Origin of the sequence: Fulvitalea axinellae (genome assembly GCF_036492835.1) — a bacterium.
GTDB classification, from domain to species: Bacteria; Bacteroidota; Bacteroidia; order Cytophagales; family Cyclobacteriaceae; genus Fulvitalea; species Fulvitalea axinellae.
The window spans coordinates 95892-116292 of the sequence record NZ_AP025314.1; the positions used below are offsets into that span (position 1 = coordinate 95892).

A 20401-nucleotide genomic window follows, 5' to 3' on the forward strand; every position below is an offset into this window, starting at 1 on the left:
CTACGATATAAGAACGACAAAGAGAAGGGAAAAATGCTCAAGGCCCGGTATAAACAGAATCCGATGTTGTCGGTATTGGATGAATGCCTTGAGCGGTATGAACGGGAAGTAGCTGTATTGAAGGAAAAAGGGGAGCTGTGTCTTAGGCTTTCCGAAGAAGCCAAACCTCTTCGTGAGGAATGGGAAAGGATTGCCGCTTTGCAAAACAAGTTACCGACCCGGGAACACCGTTTAGATTTCGGTCCGATTCGTAGCCGTGCCCGTCGCCCGTTTGAGAGTAAGGTTAGGGAGATCCGACGCGCTCATCCCGAATACGAGGAAGCCGTTCACGCTTGCCTGGCCACTATTTATCGCATGGAAACGGAAATTTACTCGTGGTTCAAGACAGTATACATCCCTATGGAAGGGCAACACCACCCTTTCGTTGGCGTGTTTATCCAGTTGCTTAACCAAATTGACGAGGAACACGAAAAGCTGATAGCCATAACTATTAGGGAGCGCTTCACGCTTTGGCGACCCGGGAATGATGAGCATGACGAAATTGCCCCAGAGGATTATTATGAGGGAAGAGATGAAATCCAATGGCAGGACATGGCTCCGGGCGACTTTAAGTTTGTAGATGAAAACGCCAGCGATTTGTGGGAGCGGATATCCCAGAACATGACGCCTTTGCTGGCTTTCTCTTCCGGAGCGGAAACTTTGGCCGAGAAGCCAGAAGCTCCCCCTTACTCCACCGCGGCGTCGCTGTTGGTGACGAATGCGGCTGATGTGGTAAAAAGTGTAAGTGATGACTTAACGCTTGACTTCTCGACTAAATTTCTATCGCACGTAGCCAAACTGCTGTACACTTATCATGGTCGTGACCTTTTGCGTCGTCTGATTATACAGAGTATGCATGAGGAACGTGCGGTTAATTCGCAGGCGTTCCGGCAGTCGCGTTATGGACATTTGTTCAAAGCTTTGGATCCGGATGAAGACAGGCCTATAGAGCGAATTACGTCCGAGGGGGAAATGATTCCGATACCGAAGCCACCGAAAAAGAAGAAGACAGCGTCCGAACCGAAATATAAAAGAAGGGCGAGCTTGGATGAAACTTCGGATCCTGAAGTAAGAAATCTGGCTCCTGACTTTCTTAAACAACCGGGAAAATTAAAAGATGGAAAATCTAGGGATGTTGGCCATTCTTCCAGAATAATGATAAGGCACCCAAGGTTGGGTGATAGCAGTCCGTGGGTGGCGCACGGTAGCTTTGACGAGGGGTCTTTTATGTTTGAAAATCCTCCGCCAGAGGTGACCCATAGGGCTGGACACCAGTCTCCTCCATCGGAAGAAATTGTAGAGGGATGGAGAACCGAAGCGAGGCGTAAGGCTTTGGATGATTTCCTTGAGCGTAAAGAGAGGTCGCATAGTCTAGACTTTGAGACCAAGCGTCCGGCTGATGGAGCGGGGAAAACAACGGGAAGCTTGGGTGATCTGTCCAAAGCCGGGGACTCACACCGAGCAGGAGCCCAAGGCCTTGACCCGACACAAGGAATTCCGCCGAGTTTCAAGCCTTTGATCGGCTCAAGTAGGTCGGAAGAGGAACTATTCAATATGAGTGATACTTCGTCCGTAAGAAGTAAACCGAAGGAAGTGGCGCTTGCCAGAACGCCAAGTCCGGTTACGTTGGGAAGTATTTATCGGAAAACGCACGATCGGAGTGTTGCGGGAATGTCCCATGGCGCCGAAGAGCTTTCGCATAGTCTGGCTTTGTCTACACTACGGCAAACGCCAAGGTCCACGGGGTCTGGTGAGGGTGATCTGTTTTCGGGCTCTGGAGAGTGGGTGGCCGTTGAGATGTCAGTGGTTGGTGACAGTTTGCTGGGCGACGAGCATAGATCGCCCGGCGTGGGTGTGAAATTCGTTAAGGGAAAAGAGATTGTGGATGCGTCGAGAAGCCAGATGCGGGGAGTTTTGAAGGAAGGAATCGATATTCGGCCACAAGAGGAAGGGCCTCCGCAACCTTTCCAATTGGAGGTCCCCGCCGAGGCATACGGAAGTATATCGCCAAATGATAAGTTGCCTAACCCGGTGACGGCTTGGATTCCGAAAGGTCTCGATTATTCGAGCTACATGGTGGAATCCCATAACTATTCGAAAAAGAGACCGAACGATCGCTTTTTGGCTATCGATCCGCCGTTTGTCCATTTCGCGAGAGTGCTTTCCGGGGCTATAGACGCCTGGGAAGGACATCTGACCAAGGAAGGTAGAGCCACTACCAGCGGCGCGGCAAAAGATCCGAAAGCATTTACCGGTACGCCTTCGGAGGTGGAGAATTTGATCCGTGGCGATTGGAACATTCCGAGGAGAAAAGTCGGTACAGAGGGTAAATACTACAAAGCTCGTGATGAGCATACCAGTTATTGAAAATAAGGCGTTTTCCTTTTGTTTAGGCTTCGTTTCGAACCGTTTTTTTAGGACTTTTGTATAACAGACAAAATATCCTGAAAACAATGGTTTTGCGTATGCGCTGGTTCGTTTTTTCTTTCTTCTTGTTAACGTTCTCTTTCTGTACTTTCCAAAGCGCAAGCGCCCAATCTGGAAAAGGCTGTCAGGTTTACGGAGAAATTTACGTGACCAAAAAGCTTGCGGAAGCGCATTTTCGGGTATATGTGGAGAAGGAGTCGGACGCTTTTGCTGACGTGATCGTGTTTAAGGAAGACGCCCGTACTTTGGCCGACGGGCCGGGCAAGTGGTACATCACCAAGACAAAGCGCTTTGCCAAATACAGGGTAATCTATGTCAAAGACAGAAGAAAAGCGGACTTCAGCGTATTCTTTACCGACGAGCCGGAGTTTGCGGGGTGTAACGACTAGCGTTTACACGAACGGTTTCATATTCTCCCGGTCTTTATTTTAATTCAAAAAAAACTATCATAGTGGATTTTATCGAAGTCAAAGTCTCTTGCGACGAGAATTATAGCGAAATATTTCAGGCGGAACTCTCGTACGCCGGATTTACGTCTTTTATCGACACCGACGGGGGCTTTTGCGCATATGCCGAAGTGGAGGCTTTTGATAAGGCGGCCGTGGAGGAAATTTTCGGACGTTATACCGAGTTGACCGAGGCCGGTTATTCCATCTCGGAAGTGGAACGTAAAAACTGGAACGAGGAGTGGGAGAAAAACTACTCGCCGATTGAAGTGGACCAGCGTTGTGTGGTTCGCGCCAGCTTCCATGATCCACGTCCGGAGTTTGAGTACGAGATTGTGATCAACCCGAAGATGTCTTTCGGAACAGGTCACCATGAGACTACTCACTTGATGTTGGCTCAGGAACTGGATATGGATTTGGCCGGAAAAGACGTGTTGGACGCCGGTTGCGGAACGGGAATTTTGGCGATTATGGCCAAGCTTCGTGGCGCCGCAAGCGTGGAGGCTTATGACATTGACGAATGGTGTGAGGAAAATAGCCGTGAGAACTTCGGCCTGAACAATTGCGAGGATATCATGGTGCGTACGGGTACGGTGAAGACTTTGGAATTCGACCGTGATTTCGATGTGATTTTGGCGAATATCAACAGGAACGTATTGGTGGAGGAAATTCCCGATTACTCATCGATGCTCAAGGCTGGCGGAAAGCTTTTGCTGAGCGGGTTTTACGAGCGGGATATTCCGGTAATTGAGGAAGTGACCAAAGCCAACGGATTGTCTTTGGAGAAAGTGACGAAAAGGAATGATTGGGTTTCCGCCCGGTTTGGAAAATTATAAAAACATATAACAGAATTTAGGCCCGGGAAGATACCTCCCGGGCTCCAACACAGCCCCTTATGAAGAAATTATTTTACAGCGTGGTCGCTTTGGTGGCTGGCGCTTCGGCTATTTATTTTCTCTTTGACGGAATAAGTCAGGAGCCCGAAGCTTCGGTGCCAATGGAGGTTGCGGACACGGTTGCCGTGGTGGCGGAACAGGAGAAACTCTACGGAATCATTGTGGATTCCCTCAATATCGAGGAAGGAACGGTTAAAGAAGGTGAGAATCTTTCCTCGATATTGAATGGTTTCGGTGTTAGCCAAAAGACGGTCCACGAAATCGCCACAGGCTTCAAAGACGTTTTCGACGTTAGGAAAATCAAAGTAGGCAATGGCTTTACGGCTTTGTCGCAGGATTCGGTGTTGTCCCGTTTCGTTTATGAGATTGATCCGGTGGAATATGTGGTTTTTGACCTTAGTTCCGATAGTCTGAACGTTTACCGTGAGAAAAAGGAAGTGGAATTCCGCGAGCGGACTTTGTCCGGCGTGATTACCTCCTCTATGTACAATGCGATTACGGACCAAGGTGTCAGTCCGCTTTTGGCCAACAAGCTGGCGGATGTTTACGCTTGGCAAGTCGACTTTTTCCACATTCAGAAAGGCGACCGCTTCCGTTTGATTTACGAAGAAAAACTGGTGGACGACGAAGTGATCGGTTTTGGTAAGATCAAGGCGTCGGAGTTTAACCATTTCGGAAAAGAATACTTCGCCTATTTATTTGAGAATGGCGATACGATGGAATATTTCGACGAGGAAGGGAATAGTTTGAGAAAAGCGTTTTTGAAAGCCCCGTTGAAGTTTTCGAGAATAAGTTCCCGCTTCTCTCGCAGGCGTTTCCACCCAGTTCAAAAACGTTATAAAGCGCATTTGGGTACCGACTACGCCGCGCCGAGAGGTACTCCTATTATGTCTGTCGGTGATGGGGTGGTGGTGGAAGCCAGATATTCCCGCTACAACGGAAACTATGTGAAAGTGCGCCACAACAGCGTTTACACTACGCAGTACCTCCATATGTCGAAGATCAAGTCCGGCATTCGTTCGGGCAAGACGGTGAAGCAAGGTCAGGTGATTGGTTTTGTGGGAAGCACGGGATTGGCCACCGGCAATCACTTGTGTTACCGTTTTTGGAAAAACGGAAGGCAAGTGGACGCTTTGCGTGTAGAACTTCCGGCCAGCAAGCCGTTGCCGGATAGTTTGCGTTTGGCTTTTGGTGCCGTTAAGGATCAATTTCGCCCAAGACTTGCGGAAATAGAATATCCAGAGGAAGAAAGAAAACTTTTGGCCGAGATACCATCGGCTACCGTAAGTCAGGAATCAACGTTGGAGCAATAGACGGGCAAACCAACGTGTTGAGGGAGAAATACGAATTTGTATTTCTCCCTTTTTTGTGCGTTAGAAGTTACAAATTCAACAGATTTAGCCTATTTTAGCAAAACCCGCTCATCAGTCGTATACTTTATTTATGTACAAGAACAACCTGATCCTGTTGGTGTTGGCGTTTTTGCCGTTGCTGTCTTTTTCCCAAAAAAAGAGACAGACCGTTGGCGTTGTACTTAGCGGCGGAGGCATGAAAGGTGTGGCGCATGCCGGTGTTCTGAAAGCTTTGGAGGAACGGAATATCCCGATCGATTATATCACGGGAACCTCGATGGGCGCTGTGGTGGGCGGAATGTACGCTTCGGGAATGTCGCCGTTGGAGATTGTCCAATACCTGAAAGATGATAAGTTTCAGGAGTGGCTGAGTGGCGTCTATGACCGGAAATATGATTTTTTGTACGCCGCCGAAGATGATACTCCTTCTTGGGCCTCTTTTAGCGTAGCGTTGGATTCCACATTCAGAAGTACGCTTGGGAGCGGATTAGCGAAAGATGTTGCGCTGAATTACGTGCTGACGGAGAAAACAGCCAGAGCCTCGTCCGCAGCGAATTATGATTTTGATAGCCTGATGGTGCCGTTCGCCGCAACGGCTTCTGAGATATTTACCCAAAAGCCGGTTGTTCTTCGCAAAGGCTCTCTTTCCAAGGCCATCCGGGCTTCCATTACGGTTCCGGTTGTTTTTCGGCCTATCCGGGTAAACGGACAGTATTATTTTGACGGCGGTGTTTATAACAACTTCCCCGTTGATCTTTGCCGAAAGCTCTACAAGCCCGATGTGGTTATAGGGGTCAACGTATCCTCGAAAACATTCAAAGGCTATCCTTACGGAGAGGACGAGCAATTGTTGGGCGATGTGCTGATGTTCGCCTTCCTTGACCGTTCCGATCCTGATGCCGTCGGGGCCGACGGGATTTATATAGCTCCGGATCTGGGAGATTATACGGCTATGGACGTGGCGGCTATTCCGGCCATTCTTGATAGCGGGTATGTCGCCGCGCAAAAGAAAATGCCCGAGATCCTGGAAAAGATCACGGCACGGAGAACATGCGAAGAGACTGGAAAAATTAGGAATGAGTTTCTTAAAAAATCGGAACCTCTGGTTTTTTCCGGTGTGCGCTACAAAGGTTTCACAAAAAATGAACAGCGTTTCGTTCACAGTTTTTTTAAGAAAAGAAAAAGGGCTACACTTTACCTTAGCGATATAAAAGAGGGTTTTAACTCTTTGGTCTCAATTCCGTATTTCGCTAACACTTACCCGGATATAAAGTGGGATCCTGACTCGGAGGCTTACAAATTGGTTCTTGAGGATAACAGTAAGCGTGACCTTAGCTTGCAAGCCGGCGGAGCGGTTAACTTACGGGCGTCCAGTATTTTCTATTTGGGGCTGAAGCTGACGCACTTTGACGGAGTGCTGAGTCGTCATACAGCGGATGTGTACACTGGCCGGATTTACAATTCCGTTCATTATCATTCCCGGTTTTATATGCCTTCGTCGTTGAGTTTCTACGTTCAGCCGTTCTTTACGCTCAATAAGTGGGATTATTCCAACGCATTGTCATTGATAGGCGGATCGAACGGGGATTCTCCTTTGCTGGTTCGGCAAGACGAATTTATCGGGCTTGAACTTGGGGCTCCTTTGGGATTGAAATACAAGGCGGGATTCAAAGGGGGGTATTTACGAAATAGAGACCAATACTCTTACCTGAGGAGGTTTGTAGATGAAGGCCAGAAAATGGACCTTCACGTAATCGAAGGAAAAAGGTTTGGAGTATTTGTGAAACGAAATACTTATGATAGAAAAGCTTTCCCGAAAGAAGGGACAAAAATGCGTTTCGGGCTCGATTATTACGGGACATTTAATCGATACTATCCTGGCCTGGAAGAAGATGCGGCCAGGCAAGCGAAAAATGTGACGGACTGGTTCCGTCTACAATTCCGTTTGGAACAGTTTATCCCGATGTCAAAAACCTACACTTTAGGTTATCTCGCTCAAGCCGATTTTTCCACCGACCATACTTTTCCGGATTATAACGGTACATTGATAAATACGCCGGGATTTTATCCGACAGAGGATAGTAAATTGCTGTTTTTGAATGATTTTCACTCGCCGAATTTTGTTGCAGGAGGATTAAGAAATGCATTGAGCTTTGGAAATAACTTCCAGTGGCGGGTTGACGGGTACGTATTCGCTCCGCTGGAATCCGTTAAGTTCAACAAGAATTTCAAGCCCAAGATCGAAGGGGATATTTTTAGACATATCAGGCTTTCGGCCGGTACGACTTTCTTGTATCAAACGCCTATTGGCCCTATCAGCGCTACGTATAATTACTACGACGACCCGGGCAACGAACACAATTTCTTTCTCTCTTTCGGGTACTTTATGTTCCGAAGAAGCGCCTTGGACTAGTCTTTCTTGCCTTTGGATTTGCCCTTTTTGTCATCGAAAAGAATTCTTACCGACGGCGAATAAGTGTCCTCGTACTGTCCGGAGCGGACAGCCCATAGGAATGCGAGCAGAAAGCCGGCTGCCACTACTACGCATATCACGATCAAAACGGGTACTACTGTCATATCTGTTGGAGTTAGGGCTTTCTTGGCTTAGTTAGATACGTAAAGTTACAACTTATCGGCGGGAAGTTGTATATACTTAACATCAAAGCAACGCCAAAGCGAGAAGTATCATATCGGGCCGATCGTAGTATTTGTACAGCTTTTTGTTTTGGAGTCTTCCAATACTCTTTTTTTCAACATACGATACGGTAAGTTCTCGGCCAATTCCGCCAAATTTGCCCTTGACCGTTAATCGAATTACCTCGGGCGTTTCGGGTTTTCCAATTAAGTTTTGTGGGACTCCTTGGTTAAATCTGCCCGCAGGCAAAGCTCGAAGAACAGTTATTAAGCTAAAAAAGAGTTATTTGATTAGTTCCGTTCTAAAGCCGTCCGCCCTCCCGGACGGTTTTTTTGTGCGAAATTCTCAAGCTTGAGAATATGCGAATAGAGACCGTAAAGGGCCATTTTCTCAAAAGTCTTGGGCATTCGCCGAAAAGTGGTTAGGGTATGAGCGAGCTAGCGGGGACTAAATTTAAATTTTATATAATTTTTGACGATAATAAAAATATCTTTATAGTGTTTATCTGTAATAAAGGCTTTTAACGTTTTTATCGTCTTATATTTTATGAGATCGGTCATTTGTCGATGGTTATTTGCGTTGGTTTTGTGTTTCGGAGGCTCAACCTCTTTGCTTGCGCAAAGCCATCGGATAGTGGAGTTTCCGGATTCTGTGGGCGTAAGGCTCAATGCCCGGTTGGCTAATGCGCGCGATTCGCTTTTGCGAAACATGGGCTCAGACTTTTTGGGACTATGGGAAGGCGCCAACGCCACAACCAGAAAACGGATAACGGATGTTTTTTCAACCATGTTGGACAAAAGCCTCCGGGTAGTGCCGCACGTAAGCGGTGTCGCTGAATTATTGGTGAAAATTGACGCTTCCGGAAGGCCGGCCTCCGAACGGGACAAAATCCTTTCCGTTTTCGAATACGCCGCACGGGAGTATCCTCAGGGCCGAGTTAACTTTTTGATGGCCCGACTCAAGGAATTTTACGGACAGTCGGCTATTCGCTACGAAAACCGTTATCAGTTGCTTTACGATAACGGATCATACTCTATAGAGCTACCCGAAGGTCCTGTTGCCGAAACGGAGGAAGAAGATTGGGAAGAGGCTTCCGAGCCCGTGGTGCAGTCAGGATCATGGGATGATAACGATGAGGAAGAAGATAGTGAAGACGAACCTGATGATGGCCCTGGCTTAACCAAATGGGATGAGATTCCGAGTTTGGAAATTCCGGACACCGATGGCGTCTCCATAAAATTTGACCGCGTAAATCTGACTTTTCAGTTTAAAACCGATACCGTAACGCTTACCGGAACCCACGGCGTATACTGGCCGGAGCGCAATCTGTGGATTGGCAAGGGCGGAAGCATGTCTTGGCCGGTGGAAGTGGCGGGAGCCGTGCCGCAGGTAACGCTTGACGAATACGTTTTGGATTTGGAACAGGGCACTATTCTTTCCCAAAAGGCTATGTTGGCGTTTTCCGGCAAATTATCGGCGCCGGCGCAGGGAGAATACCGTTTCAAACTTGCGGATTACAAAAAGCCCAAAAACAGTTGGCCCCGCTTCGCCTCCTATCGTTCCGATTTGGAAATAAAAAGTATGTCGGAACCGAGAGTGCGCTATACGGGCGGAATTTCGCTAAAAGGGGCCCATTTCGGAGGCGAGTCCCTTTCGGGAGGAAAAGGCGTGATGTTTTTCTCTGACGGAGGCCAAGACAAGTTTCGCGTGATTTCGAAGAAGTTCGATTTCACGGATTCGACCATGTTCGCTCCCGGGGCTTCGCTCAAAGTGTTCCAGTACGGCGATTCGCTCTATCATCCGTATCTGGACGTTCATTACGAGGCCGGCGACACACTTTTGTGGGCGCAAAAGACAAAAAACAAACGTTTCCAGATCACGCCATTCACCGCTTCATATTTTGGGATAAAAATTAAGGCCGATTACTTGGAATGGAACCCTGATACGGATAGCCTCAACATTTCAATCCTGAAAGCGAGGGAACAGACACCAGCGTTTTTTGAATCGGATTCGTATTTCAGCCGGGACAATTACAGCGAGATTTCGGACTCTTACCGTTTCAATCCGCTGGGCTTAATTATTCATTATAAAAAAGAAACCGGCGCCGAGTATGTGACCGTAGCCGATCTGGATGAGTTTTATAAAAAGATTAGGTACAAAAACCTGGAGCAGTCGATGTACAAGCTTCGGGAGTACGACCTGATTCGTTTTGATGAAAGGACTGGCGAGATTTCCCTGACGAAAATGGCGGACTTTTATCTTGCGGCGTTGCGCAAGACCGCCGATTACGACGAGCTTACCATTCCGTCTCGCCTATCTTCGGCGCCGAACGGCACTTTGCATTTTGGCGACAGCCTGATGACCGTGCGAGGTGTCAGCAGGTTTGATATCAGTAAGAAACTTAACGTGTACGTAGAGCCGGAGGACAAAGAGGTCCACCTTATGAAAGGCCAAGACTTTAAGTTTGACGGAAAACTGTTTTCCGGGATTTTCGAATTTGTTGGTCAGGATTTCACTTTCCGTTACGATGATTTTCTGGTGGATTTGCAAAAAATCGATTCCATCCGTTTCCAAGTGGAAGATACCGTGACGGGAGAAAAGATGAAGGTCCAGAACAAACTGGTGGGCGACCCGGCCGATACGATGAATATCGATACTAGCCAGCCGTATGGCACTTTGTACATTAACCGGCCGGGCAACAAATCGGGAAACAAGGTGGCCGCACGTTATCCGTATTTCAGCGCCCAGAAAGGTGCCCGCGTTTACTTTGACAACCCGAATGTGCTGGACGGAGCGTATGACAAGTCGGTGTACTTCGAGGTTCCGCCATTTGCGGTGGACAGCCTCAATGCCCAAGATTTTACGGCGATTGGTTTTGAGGGGACTTTCGTTTCGGGAGGAATTTTCCCGGATTTCAAGCAAAAACTGAGCTTGATGCCAGATAATTCCTTGGGCTTTAAAAAATCCCTTCCCGCTGAGGGATATATGCTCTACGAAGATCCGGAAGGAAAATATTACGACTCTTTGACGCTTGATGCCCGTGGTTTGCGCGGTCACGGAAAAGTGAGTTATTTGACCTCAAACCTTGAATCGAAGGACTTTATATTCTATCAGGATTCGGTGTCTACGATCGGTACCAAGGTGGAAGTGGGCAGAGGCGAACATAACGGAGCCTCGTTCCCCGATTTGATTTTGGAAAATTACCAAATGAGCTGGAAAGTCAAACAGGATAGCCTTATTCTGCGAAACCTCAGCGACACCACCGGCCTGATGACCATGTACGAATACACGGCCTTGTTGGACGGTCAGGCGGTAATTACTAAAAAAGGCCTGAGAGGAGCCGGTGTGCTTCAGACCCGATTCTCCGAAACGCATTCTGGTGATTACCACTTTAAAGCGGATGACTTCAGCGCCCAAAATGCCAACTTCGAGATTAAATCCGATAACCCGGAGAAGCCGGCGGTATTTGGCGATGACGTGGAACTTTATTTTAACATTGCCGAAGACTACGCCGATATTAGCCCGGAAAAAGAAGGTGTGGCGGCCCTGTCATTTCCGTACTCACAGTTTAATACTTCGATTACCAACGCCCGGTGGCTTCTTCAGGAAGATATCGTGAAGATGTCGAAACCCGAAGAGGTGGACATTACTTCTTCTTACTTCTACTCCACTCGTCCGGATCTGGACTCGCTGGTGTTTAACGCCTCCGCCGCTGAGTATAATATGAACACCCTTGAGCTGAACATTCAGGGTATCCCGCACATCGTAGTGGCTGACGCCTTTGTGATCCCGGAAGGGAATCAAGTTATGGTATTGGAAAACTCAAGTATCGAGCGACTCAAAAATGCCGAGTTGGTAGTGGATACGCTGAACAAGTATCACCGCTTGGTGGAAGGCAATATCGAGATCAAGTCTAGGCTGATGTTTGAAGGTGACGCCAAATACCGCTATGTAAACGCCGTGGCCGATACCTTTATCCTAAACTTTGACAAGTTCGAATACCTTGACTATAACGAAGAGAAACGGGAACGCAGGTTGGCTATATTCGGTAAAGTGGCCGAAGATAGGCATACGGTTTCCGGGGGTGAAATTACCCCTGAAGACGAACTTGTGATCTCGCCGGGTATGCTCTACAAAGGTCCCGTGCGGATGGAGGCAACCAAGAAAGCCCTGATGTTGGACGGCCATGTAAAACTGGACCTGAAGAGCAAGCCGTTTTATGACAAATGGATTCGTTATGCCAGTTCTGACGAACGCCAGCAAGAGGTGATGTTTGATTTCGAGACCAGTTTGGCCGAAGGAGACGAGAACCTGATTGCCGGTTTGTTTTACGAAGATGGAGTCAACGTGGTCTATCCCGTATTTGTTGACGGCAAACGACAGGAAAATGACCAAGCGTTCTTTACGCCAGCCGGTTTGCTTCATTATGATCCGAAAGAAAAAGTATACCTGATTGAGGACACCCTGAAACGCAGTGGCGGGACTTATGTCGGCAAAGTGTTCCAGTATAGCGACGAAGACGGATCTGTGGGTTTTGAAGGTCCAGTAGATCTGTTGGAAGTAATAGAAAGCAAAAAAGCGCCTGACTACGTGATGGACGCCACGGCCATAGATGGAAAAGCCAGTTCGAATAGTGGAGCGGTTTCGTTTAACTCGTTTATGGTTTTGGAAATGCCTGTGCCCGATGCTGCGTTGGCGGAAATGGGACGCTTGGTATCCACGTATCTCGAAGAGCGCGGAGCTGTTGACGCCGAGCCTAACCGTGTTCGTTTGCTCTACAAACTTGCCGAATTTATAGGCGACCGGGGCGTGAAAGAATATGAAGAGCGAGCGCAGTTGGATTACGTGCCTATTGTTTCCCTCTCCGGAAAACTGTCCCGTGGCGTTACGCTTTCAAACGTTAATATGGAATGGTCCGAGGCAAATACGGCTTGGTACAGCAAAGGCAAGATTGGTATTTCCAATATCTTGGCAAATGACGTAAACCACCTCACGGAAGCATTCTTGGAGGTCGACAAAACTGGCGATGGCGACAACGTGAACTTCTTTTTCAAAGTGACTGGCGACATCTGGTACTTCTTCAAATACAGTGGCAGCGAGAATTCCATGCAGGCCTTCTCTTCCGACGACGTGTTCAACGGAATTATCGGAAAACGGGCCAACGTAGGCAAAGCCAAAATCGGGGAACTGGTCTTGGACTTGGCGGATACGGAAATTGCTTTGGAGTTTATCAACCGCTTCCGGATGGATTACGAAGGTAAAGACCCGGACTACAAACTCGAAATGCCGGCCGATGTGGCGCCTACACTTGAGGACAGCGAAGAATACGTAGATCCGCTGTTTACCGAGGATGAGAACGACAATGGCGAAGAGAAGACCTACAGCGAAGACGACTTGTTCGGAACCGAAGATGATAAGCCGGCGACGGAAAACAAGGAGGAAGACGTATTCGATATGGGCGAAGACGATGAATCCGAAGGTGACCTCTTAGGTGGCGAAACCGAGAAGGAAAGCAAGAAAGACAGAAAGAAGAAGAAGCGGGATAACAAGAAATCTAAAAAAGACAAGAAGGATAAAAAAGGTAAGGATAAAGGGAAGAAGCAGAAAAAGGAAAAACCGGATAAGAAAAAGAAACCGGATCCGGAAAAAGAGAAGGAAAAAGCTGAGGAAGAGGAACTTGAGGACGACGGCTTCTGATCCCACACCAAAGTACAGCCCCGAAGCGATTGGCGCTTCGGGGTTTTTTGTAATCCTCATTGTGTCGCGGAGGTTATTTTTCCGTGAAAATGGCCTCTCTCAGGGTTTAAATTGATTTTTACACGTATATTTATTGATGACGTGTCCTGCGTATATTCTTAACCATAAACAGGATTTTTATGAAAACGAAGATTTTGCCGAAGAGGAAAAACATCGCCATTGTTGCTCACGACAACAAGAAGCAGGAAATGGTTTCGTGGGCCGAGCGTAACCGCGACGTGTTGCGCACGCACAGAATCTTCGCCACAGGTACTACGGGTAAATTGATCGAGGAAGCGCTTGACGCCCCGGTCCACAAGTTTATGAGCGGTCCCCTTGGCGGTGACCAGCAGATAGGAGCGCGTATCGCCGACGGCGAGATCAACGCGATGTTCTTCTTCTGGGATCCTTTGGAAGCCCAGCCTCATGAGCCGGACGTAAAGGCGTTGTTGCGTATCGCTGTGTTGTACAACATTCCGTTGGCGTCCAACACCAGTTCCGCCGATTTTATCCTGAAGTCACCTTTGTTCGACGAAGAGTACGACATGGCGGTGATGGATTTCGAAGATTACCTGAACAGGAGTCTTCCAAAATGATTTTGAGGCCCCCGGGCCTTTGGTTTGAATTTCGGGGCTTTTGCCCACAAAAATATAAAAAGCCTCTCGCAATAAGCGGGAGGCTTTCGTTTGTTATATACTTTTTATCGCCGTTCAGGATATCCAATAAATGAATCTAACGCATTAAGAGAATGACTTTAGAAATGGGATCTACAGATCTTAAACCATTCCGAGCAGTCACTTTACGCTTTACTTTTTACTCTGTACTACACTGTTCGGCGCCGATTGTCTTTATTTTTCAGGATCGATAGCCGTATCGCATTGGTCACAGCCTTTTCCGCAGGCCTTGTCTTTTTTCGGCCAAAACTTTTTGATGATTGTACCGATTGCGCCAATCACGATCAAGGCTACTAAAAATTGCTGAATATCTAAATCCATGGCTTTCTTTGTTTTAGTATGAACCAAAGGTCATTAACCTTGGGTCAAAAGTCAAGCGACGGCGCCTTTTCCGGCACCCTTTCAGCTATTCCAACGTTTCTCGATCGTTTTTAGCATATCAGCGTGCACATCCGGACAGCCTGCGATTATCTCTTTGCCATAGATAAAGTTGTGATCGCCTTCAAAGTCCGTAACCGTACCGCCAGCTTGCTGAACGATAAACGATCCTGCCGCTACGTCCCAAGGCTTCAAATTGTATTCAAAAAAGCCCTCGAATCTCCCGCAAGCCACCCAAGCCAAATCGATGGCGGCGGAGCCCATCCGGCGGAGTCCGTGGGTGGTTTTCATAAAATCGTCGAGCACCTGCATGTATTGCGGCATTTTTTCGAAAGCCTGAAACGGAAAGCCGGTGGCCAAAAGGCTGTCGTTTTGCGAAGCAGTTTCCGACACTTTGATATGCTCGCCGTTGAGGAAAGCGCCTTTGCCTTCGGCCGCATAAAAGCATTCGTCGCGGTTGGGTTCGTACACCACCCCTATCGCCACTTTCTTTTGGTAAGCCAAAGCCACGCTGACTGAATACAGCGGAAGGCCGTGCAGGAAGTTGGTGGTGCCGTCCAGCGGATCGATAATCCAAGTCCATTCTTTGTCCTCGCTTCCCCCGGCTGTTCCCTCTTCGGCTACGAATCCGGCCTCCGGAAACAGCTTTCCGAGTTTTTCTACCAACATTTCCTCGGCCGTACGGTCAACATACGACACGAGATCATTCAGGCCTTTTTTCTCAATCTTTTTCCGATCGAAATTGTCACCTTCGTTTTTGATGTACTGGCCCACCTCTTTGGTGATCTCCACTACTTGGGGAAGTAAACGGACGTATTTCATTTCCTAGCGATTGTTTTTGTGGAATGTCAATAACCGAAGCCGTTTGGAGGCCTTGCGGTTTTTTTCTGATGTAAAAAAACGGGGAAAACGTCTCGTTTTCCCCGGCAAGTTCTTTAAAGTGTCTTCTTCCTTACAAAAGCGAAGAGCAACATCAGCAAGGCGAAGCCAGCGGCTATCCGCCCGAGAATATCTCCGTGCTTAACGTAATAGGTCTTTTCGGAGCTGGCCATCACGGTGCCCGCCATGGAGGTTTGGGTCCAAAATTCGGAACGTTGCAGAACGTCGCCGCGCTGGTCTATAAAGCCGGAAATGCCGGTATTCGCACTTCGGGCTACAGGCCTGCGGGTTTCCACGGCCCGGAGTCGGGCGTATTGGAAATGTTGGCGGTGGCCGTCGGTATTGCGCCACCAGGCATCGTTGGTAATAATGCAGATCATCTGGGCGCCGTTGTCGACAAAACGGCCGGTAAAATCGCCGTAGATCGATTCGTAGCAAATGGATGGAGCGATACCGAATTGTGCGCCTTCGAAGACCGTACGCTCATCCTGTTTGCCGTAACCGCCAAGCGTACCGCCCAAGTCGATACTTTTGAGAATCCAGCCCAGAACTTTGGGGAAAGGAACGCTTTCGGCGCCGGGAACCAGCTTGGATTTGTGGTAGAATATCGGCTTCTCGTCCGGGCCGATGAACAGCCCGGTATTAAACACGTCGTAATAGCCGACTTTTTTCTGGAATCTGGAAGTGGTGCTTTTCGGTTTTTTGCCATAAATAATATGCGAGGTCACGCCGGTAAGCAAAGACATATTCGGGTGGCGACGTTTGAAAGCCAGAATTTGCTGAATTTCCGAGTAAGCGAGCGGTTGCGACTCGTTTATGCCTTTGTCAATAGCGGTTTCGGGCCAAAGGACAAACAGCGTGCTATCCGTCATTTTCTCTTCGGAAAGCTTTATAAAGCGTCGAATTTGCTCCTTGAAAGGAATAAACTTCTCCGTTCCCACAAATTTCTCCGTATACGGATCGATGTTGGGCTGGATTACGACGGTGTTGACTGGTTCGCCTTTTTCCTGATAGCCCAAATACATGGTAAAGGAAAGGCCCAGCGGAGCAAGAACCAGTAATGCGCAAGCGAGCATGGTTTGGCGGGGAATGGCGCTCCCGTCCCTACGGCGTTTGTACATGCGGTAAACGAAGATATTGATCAGCAATATCCAAAGCGAACCTCCGAGCGCGCCGGTGTACTCATACCACTGTACCCAAGCCGGGTGCATCGCGAAGCCGTTGCCCAAAGTGAGCCACGGCCAAGAAAGTTCCCAGTTAAGGTGTAGATATTCGAAGCCCAGCCAATAGAAAACCAAAGCGATCAGGCCTTGCTTTTCGCCGAGTCGTTTTTTCGTAAAGCGATAGCACTGCACCACCAAAGCCATAAAAAGGCTGTTGAAAATCAACATGGCGATGGCTCCGCCCAAGGTGGCGTAAGCTACCCACCAAGTGGTAAGCAGGTTGCCGAGCAGAAAGGCGAGGTATATCCAAAGGAACGATTTCAGTCCCGCCCGTTTCGTGTCGGATTCGGCGTAGTGGTCCTCGATCGCTAGAACCGGGACAAAGAAAACGAACAATAAGGGCGTAAGCGGATGTGTGGGCCAGGCCAGCCAAAAAAGAACCGCACTAAGCGCGGCCATAGCTGGCGCAAATAATTTGTTTCTCATATAACTATGGGTTGGGCCGGCGCGGGCGAATGGTGAGGGTGTTTCACGAAAAGGTCTCTCCCGTATTCCGTCAGGTTCTCTCTTTCGATTTTTTCTTGGTTTCCAGTCCGGCGATCACCACCACTATCTCGCCTTTTACCTTGTCTCTGGCCTCCAGGTTCGCGATCACTTCGGCGAAGGTGCCGTTAACGGTTTCTTCGAACATCTTGCTCAGCTCGCGGGAAACGGACACTTGGCGGTCTTCCCCGAAGAATTCGGCCAACTGCTTAAGCGCTTTCACTATACGGTGTGGCGACTCGTACATCACGATCGTGCGCGTCTCCTGGGCCAATTCCTTGATACGGGTTTGGCGTCCTTTTTTGTGGGGAAGAAAACCTTCGAACACGAATTTGTCGCAAGGCAGGCCGGACTTTACCAAAGCCGGTACAAAAGCCGTGGCGCCCGGCAGGCATTCCACGTCCACGCCTTGGGCTACGCATTCGCGAACCAGCAGAAAGCCGGGATCCGAGATGGCGGGCGTACCGGCGTCGGATACCAAAGCCAAGGTTTCGCCGCGCTTGAGGCGTTCCACCACATCGGTTACGGTTTTGTGCTCGTTGTGTATATGGTAGCTTTTCAGCGGTTTTTCTATTTCATAATGCTTGAGCAACACGCCCGAGGTCCGGGTGTCTTCGGCCAGAATGGCGTCGGCTTCGCGGAGAATACGCAATGCCCTGAGCGTGATGTCTTCCATGTTCCCGATCGGTGTCGGGACGAGGTACAGCTTTCCCTTCGTTTCCATGGTTCAAAGTTAGCGAAAAAAAAGGCTTGGCGCCCAATGGCCAAGCCCGGAGTGATGGCTTACGCAAGCAGCTTGTCGATGTTGGCCGCTAGCTGGCGGTCCAGGTCGGTTACCTTGTCGCCGGCGTCGTGTGTACAGAGCCGGATCTGCACTCGGTTCCAAACGTTTGACCACTCGGGGTGGTGTCCCATTTTTTCGGCTTCGAGCGCCACCCTTGTCATAAAGGCGAAGGCTTCCGAAAAGTCTTTGAACTCGAAAGTCCTTTCAAGGCAGTCGTTTTCCTCTTTCCACATGGCTATTGAGTTTCGGGTTTATTGTTTTGGGTAAAATATCCCATAGAAGTTACGGGTTTTTGCCCAAGGATAGTTTTTGTTTTGGTTTTATTCTTATTTTAATTTTTAATTAATTACTATCAGTAAAGGTTTTGCCAATAAGGCAAGGATTGTCCCGTTCTTGGTAAAACTAAAAATCACTATATTGTGAAGACGTGTGAATCAAATATTTGTGGAGTCGTATGAATTCGTATTATAATCGCATAAAAGCGTTTTTGGTATCATTGGGAGTAGAGGAAAAGTTGATAACGCCGCAGGCGGACATCATTAATGACTTGGGCCTTTCTTCAGTGGATATCGTGGACCTGATTTTCAGCATCGAGTCCGCTTACGATATCAAGATTCCAGAAAACAGTATCGGGCAAATGCGCACGGTCGGCGCCCTGATCGAGCACATTAAGATAAACGTGTCTCCTTTCTTGATGGAGCACTGATCCGACGTTCGGATAGCCTTTTGGCGTGGCGAAGCTCCGGTTTTTTGAGTCGGGGCTTCGCCATTTTTTGTTTTGGGGCACTCCCCTTTTTTCCGCAGAACATCAGAGAGATGAATATTAGCCAAAACATAAAAGTGGCCGTCGATGCCGTGGTATTCGGTTATGAGGAAGGACAAGTCAGGATTTTGTTGATCAAGCAGAAATTCGGCGTTTACAAAGACCGTTGGGCTTTGCCCGGAGGTTTTGTGCTGGACGGCGAGTCGCTTTCCGGCGCCGTGGAACGCGAACTGCGGGAAGAATCCGGCGTGGCGGTCGATTATATGGAACAGCTTTGCACTTTTGGCGACGACGTGGCCCGCGATCCGCGCGCCCAAGTGATTTCCGTAGCGTATTTGGCTTTGGTCAACCCTTCCAAACTGCGCCTCCGCGCATCATCCGACGCCAAGGAGGCGAAGTGGTTTCCCGCCGACAATATCCCGGAATTAGCTTTCGACCACAATACGATTATCGCGAAGGGACTGGAAAGACTGAAGGCTAAAGTAAGCTACCAACCTTTGGGTTTTGACCTTTTGGAAAAGGAATTTCCGTTTTCGGATCTTGAGAATCTTTACCGCGCCATTTTGGGTCGGGATATCGACCGGCGAAACTTCCGTAAGAAGCTAATGAGCTTCGGTTTTTTGGAAGAAACGGACAAGATGCGGAAAATCGGGAGTGGTCGTCCCGCAAAACTTTTTGTGTTTAATAAGCAGGAATACAGGAGATTAGAGTCCGAAGGAATCCATTTTGAAATCAAGTATGCGTAATTTTTACACAAAATAATTTGTAGGATAAATTTTCGTGCATATATTTGTGTAAAACAAACGCAAATTATGCTCGACTTAGACAAAAATTTCCGGCCTTTTCCCCAGCACGAACCCATCGCGTTCGACTCTTTCGTATTTCCCGGAGGCGAGCCCCATATCCGTATTGCGGAGGGATTTGATACAAGCAAAACCGTAAAAGTCAGCCATAGAATCCGCTCGTTTGAGGATTTTGGTTTTTTGCTGATGGCCGTGGACGCACTTAAGCGAATGGGAGTCCGTAAAATCGAACTTTTCCTCCCCTACTTTCCGGCCGCTCGCCAAGACCGTTTGATGTGTACGGGTGAAGCGCTTTCCGCAAAAGTTTACACTGATATTCTGAATAACCTTGATCTGGAAAACGTAACGGTTTTCGATCCGCATTCGGATGTCGTTCCCGCTTTGCTGGACCGTTGTCGGGTGATAGACAATTTCGCTTTTGTAAAAGAGACGGTCGCGAGGATTAACCGCCCGCTTACTTTGGTTTCTCCCGACGGCGGAGCGCTGAAAAAGATCTACAAATTGGCGTCTCGCCTCCAAGGGCACGAAGTGGTGGAATGTTCGAAAAGCCGTGACGTAAAGACGGGAAAACTTTCGGGTTTCAGCGTGTACGCCGACGATCTGGACGGCCAAGATTGCCTGATCGTGGACGATATCTGCGACGGTGGCGGAACTTTTATCGGCTTAGCCGAAGAGCTGAAACGCAAGAATTCCGGCAAACTTTATTTGGCCGTAAGCCACGGAATTTTCAGTAAAGGAACCGAAGCTTTAACCGATATTTTTGACGGTGTTTTCACTACGGATTCTTTCCGTGACTTGGACGAATCGTCGAAAGTCGAACAAATAAAAATCGCCGATCTTAATCTCTGAGCGGTACATTACTCTTTTGAATTTTTAACTGAAT

16 protein-coding genes are annotated in these 20401 nt (G+C 48.4%); 10 read left to right on the forward strand and 6 right to left on the reverse strand.

Annotated features, from left to right (window positions below; all coding sequences use genetic code 11):
• The first annotated feature begins 33 nt into the window (after nt 1-33).
• From AABK39_RS00290 to AABK39_RS00310, 5 genes are all read left to right on the forward strand, one after another.
• Complete coding sequence (locus AABK39_RS00290; RefSeq protein WP_338392941.1) at nt 34-2406, forward strand: hypothetical protein; 2373 nt, start codon at nt 34-36, stop codon at nt 2404-2406.
• 98 nt (nt 2407-2504) lie between these two features.
• Nucleotides 2505-2855: a DUF6150 family protein gene (locus AABK39_RS00295; RefSeq protein ID WP_338392942.1), complete on the forward strand. Its 351-nt coding sequence runs from the start codon at nt 2505-2507 to the stop codon at nt 2853-2855.
• 62 nt (nt 2856-2917) lie between these two features.
• Nucleotides 2918-3748, forward strand: a complete 831-nt coding sequence (gene prmA, locus AABK39_RS00300) for a 50S ribosomal protein L11 methyltransferase (RefSeq protein WP_338392943.1) — start codon at nt 2918-2920, stop codon at nt 3746-3748.
• A gap of 59 nt (nt 3749-3807) precedes the next feature.
• Complete coding sequence (locus tag AABK39_RS00305) at nt 3808-5121, forward strand: peptidoglycan DD-metalloendopeptidase family protein (protein ID WP_338392944.1); 1314 nt, start codon at nt 3808-3810, stop codon at nt 5119-5121.
• Between the two features lie 130 nt (nt 5122-5251).
• The gene (locus AABK39_RS00310; RefSeq protein WP_338392945.1) at nt 5252-7573 is read left to right on the forward strand and encodes a patatin-like phospholipase family protein; all 2322 of its coding nucleotides are present in this window, start codon (nt 5252-5254) and stop codon (nt 7571-7573) included.
• Here AABK39_RS00310 and ccoS read toward each other — a convergent pair.
• Nucleotides 7570-7737: a cbb3-type cytochrome oxidase assembly protein CcoS gene (gene ccoS / locus AABK39_RS00315; protein WP_338392946.1), complete on the reverse strand. Its 168-nt coding sequence runs from the start codon at nt 7735-7737 to the stop codon at nt 7570-7572. The genes AABK39_RS00310 and ccoS overlap by 4 nt on opposite strands.
• Before the next feature lie 604 nt (nt 7738-8341).
• Between ccoS and AABK39_RS00320 the strand changes: the two genes are divergently transcribed.
• A complete protein-coding gene (locus tag AABK39_RS00320) occupies nt 8342-13492 on the forward strand; it encodes a hypothetical protein (RefSeq protein WP_338392947.1) in 5151 nt (1716 codons plus the stop codon).
• A gap of 179 nt (nt 13493-13671) precedes the next feature.
• Nucleotides 13672-14127 carry a methylglyoxal synthase gene (locus AABK39_RS00325; RefSeq protein ID WP_338392948.1) on the forward strand — a complete coding sequence of 152 codons (456 nt, stop codon included), beginning with the start codon at nt 13672-13674 and terminating at the stop codon, nt 14125-14127.
• A 252-nt stretch (nt 14128-14379) separates the two neighbouring features.
• On the opposite strand, the gene AABK39_RS00330 is transcribed toward AABK39_RS00325, so the two are convergent.
• The 5 genes from AABK39_RS00330 to AABK39_RS00350 form a co-directional block, all read right to left on the reverse strand.
• Nucleotides 14380-14526 carry a FeoB-associated Cys-rich membrane protein gene (locus tag AABK39_RS00330; protein WP_338392949.1) on the reverse strand — a complete coding sequence of 49 codons (147 nt, stop codon included), beginning with the start codon at nt 14524-14526 and terminating at the stop codon, nt 14380-14382.
• 81 nt (nt 14527-14607) lie between these two features.
• Nucleotides 14608-15405: an inositol monophosphatase family protein gene (locus AABK39_RS00335; protein WP_338392950.1), complete on the reverse strand. Its 798-nt coding sequence runs from the start codon at nt 15403-15405 to the stop codon at nt 14608-14610.
• A 113-nt stretch (nt 15406-15518) separates the two neighbouring features.
• Nucleotides 15519-17111, reverse strand: a complete 1593-nt coding sequence (gene lnt / locus AABK39_RS00340; protein WP_338392951.1) for an apolipoprotein N-acyltransferase — start codon at nt 17109-17111, stop codon at nt 15519-15521.
• Nucleotides 17112-17181: 70 nt separating this feature from the next.
• A complete protein-coding gene (gene rsmI, locus AABK39_RS00345) occupies nt 17182-17892 on the reverse strand; it encodes a 16S rRNA (cytidine(1402)-2'-O)-methyltransferase (protein WP_338392952.1) in 711 nt (236 codons plus the stop codon).
• Between the two features lie 59 nt (nt 17893-17951).
• Nucleotides 17952-18185: a 4a-hydroxytetrahydrobiopterin dehydratase gene (locus tag AABK39_RS00350; protein WP_338392953.1), complete on the reverse strand. Its 234-nt coding sequence runs from the start codon at nt 18183-18185 to the stop codon at nt 17952-17954.
• 221 nt (nt 18186-18406) lie between these two features.
• Between AABK39_RS00350 and AABK39_RS00355 the strand changes: the two genes are divergently transcribed.
• The 3 genes from AABK39_RS00355 to prs all read left to right on the forward strand — a co-directional run bounded on the left by AABK39_RS00355 (nt 18407) and on the right by prs (nt 20367).
• Complete coding sequence (locus AABK39_RS00355; RefSeq protein ID WP_338392954.1) at nt 18407-18658, forward strand: acyl carrier protein; 252 nt, start codon at nt 18407-18409, stop codon at nt 18656-18658.
• Between the two features lie 110 nt (nt 18659-18768).
• On the forward strand, nt 18769-19461 hold the full coding sequence (locus tag AABK39_RS00360) for an NUDIX hydrolase (RefSeq protein ID WP_338392955.1): 693 nt from the start codon (nt 18769-18771) through the stop codon (nt 19459-19461).
• Between the two features lie 66 nt (nt 19462-19527).
• Nucleotides 19528-20367: a ribose-phosphate diphosphokinase gene (gene prs, locus AABK39_RS00365; protein ID WP_338392956.1), complete on the forward strand. Its 840-nt coding sequence runs from the start codon at nt 19528-19530 to the stop codon at nt 20365-20367.
• Nucleotides 20368-20401: the final 34 nt, after the last annotated feature.

What these genes read in the sequence shown, in the direction of transcription:
- AABK39_RS00290 (WP_338392941.1), top strand. Translation starts at nt 34, where the DNA reads ATGCTCAAGGCCCGGTATAAACAGAATCCGATGTTGTCGGTATTGGAT.
- AABK39_RS00295 (WP_338392942.1), top strand. Translation starts at nt 2,505, where the DNA reads ATGCGCTGGTTCGTTTTTTCTTTCTTCTTGTTAACGTTCTCTTTCTGT.
- AABK39_RS00305 (WP_338392944.1), top strand. Translation starts at nt 3,808, where the DNA reads ATGAAGAAATTATTTTACAGCGTGGTCGCTTTGGTGGCTGGCGCTTCG.
- AABK39_RS00310 (WP_338392945.1), top strand. Translation starts at nt 5,252, where the DNA reads ATGTACAAGAACAACCTGATCCTGTTGGTGTTGGCGTTTTTGCCGTTG.
- ccoS (WP_338392946.1), bottom strand. Translation starts at nt 7,737, where the DNA reads ATGACAGTAGTACCCGTTTTGATCGTGATATGCGTAGTAGTGGCAGCC.
- AABK39_RS00320 (WP_338392947.1), top strand. Translation starts at nt 8,342, where the DNA reads ATGAGATCGGTCATTTGTCGATGGTTATTTGCGTTGGTTTTGTGTTTC.
- AABK39_RS00325 (WP_338392948.1), top strand. Translation starts at nt 13,672, where the DNA reads ATGAAAACGAAGATTTTGCCGAAGAGGAAAAACATCGCCATTGTTGCT.
- AABK39_RS00330 (WP_338392949.1), bottom strand. Translation starts at nt 14,526, where the DNA reads ATGGATTTAGATATTCAGCAATTTTTAGTAGCCTTGATCGTGATTGGC.
- AABK39_RS00335 (WP_338392950.1), bottom strand. Translation starts at nt 15,405, where the DNA reads ATGAAATACGTCCGTTTACTTCCCCAAGTAGTGGAGATCACCAAAGAG.
- lnt (WP_338392951.1), bottom strand. Translation starts at nt 17,111, where the DNA reads ATGAGAAACAAATTATTTGCGCCAGCTATGGCCGCGCTTAGTGCGGTT.
- rsmI (WP_338392952.1), bottom strand. Translation starts at nt 17,892, where the DNA reads ATGGAAACGAAGGGAAAGCTGTACCTCGTCCCGACACCGATCGGGAAC.
- AABK39_RS00350 (WP_338392953.1), bottom strand. Translation starts at nt 18,185, where the DNA reads ATGTGGAAAGAGGAAAACGACTGCCTTGAAAGGACTTTCGAGTTCAAA.
- AABK39_RS00355 (WP_338392954.1), top strand. Translation starts at nt 18,407, where the DNA reads ATGAATTCGTATTATAATCGCATAAAAGCGTTTTTGGTATCATTGGGA.
- AABK39_RS00360 (WP_338392955.1), top strand. Translation starts at nt 18,769, where the DNA reads ATGAATATTAGCCAAAACATAAAAGTGGCCGTCGATGCCGTGGTATTC.
- prs (WP_338392956.1), top strand. Translation starts at nt 19,528, where the DNA reads ATGCTCGACTTAGACAAAAATTTCCGGCCTTTTCCCCAGCACGAACCC.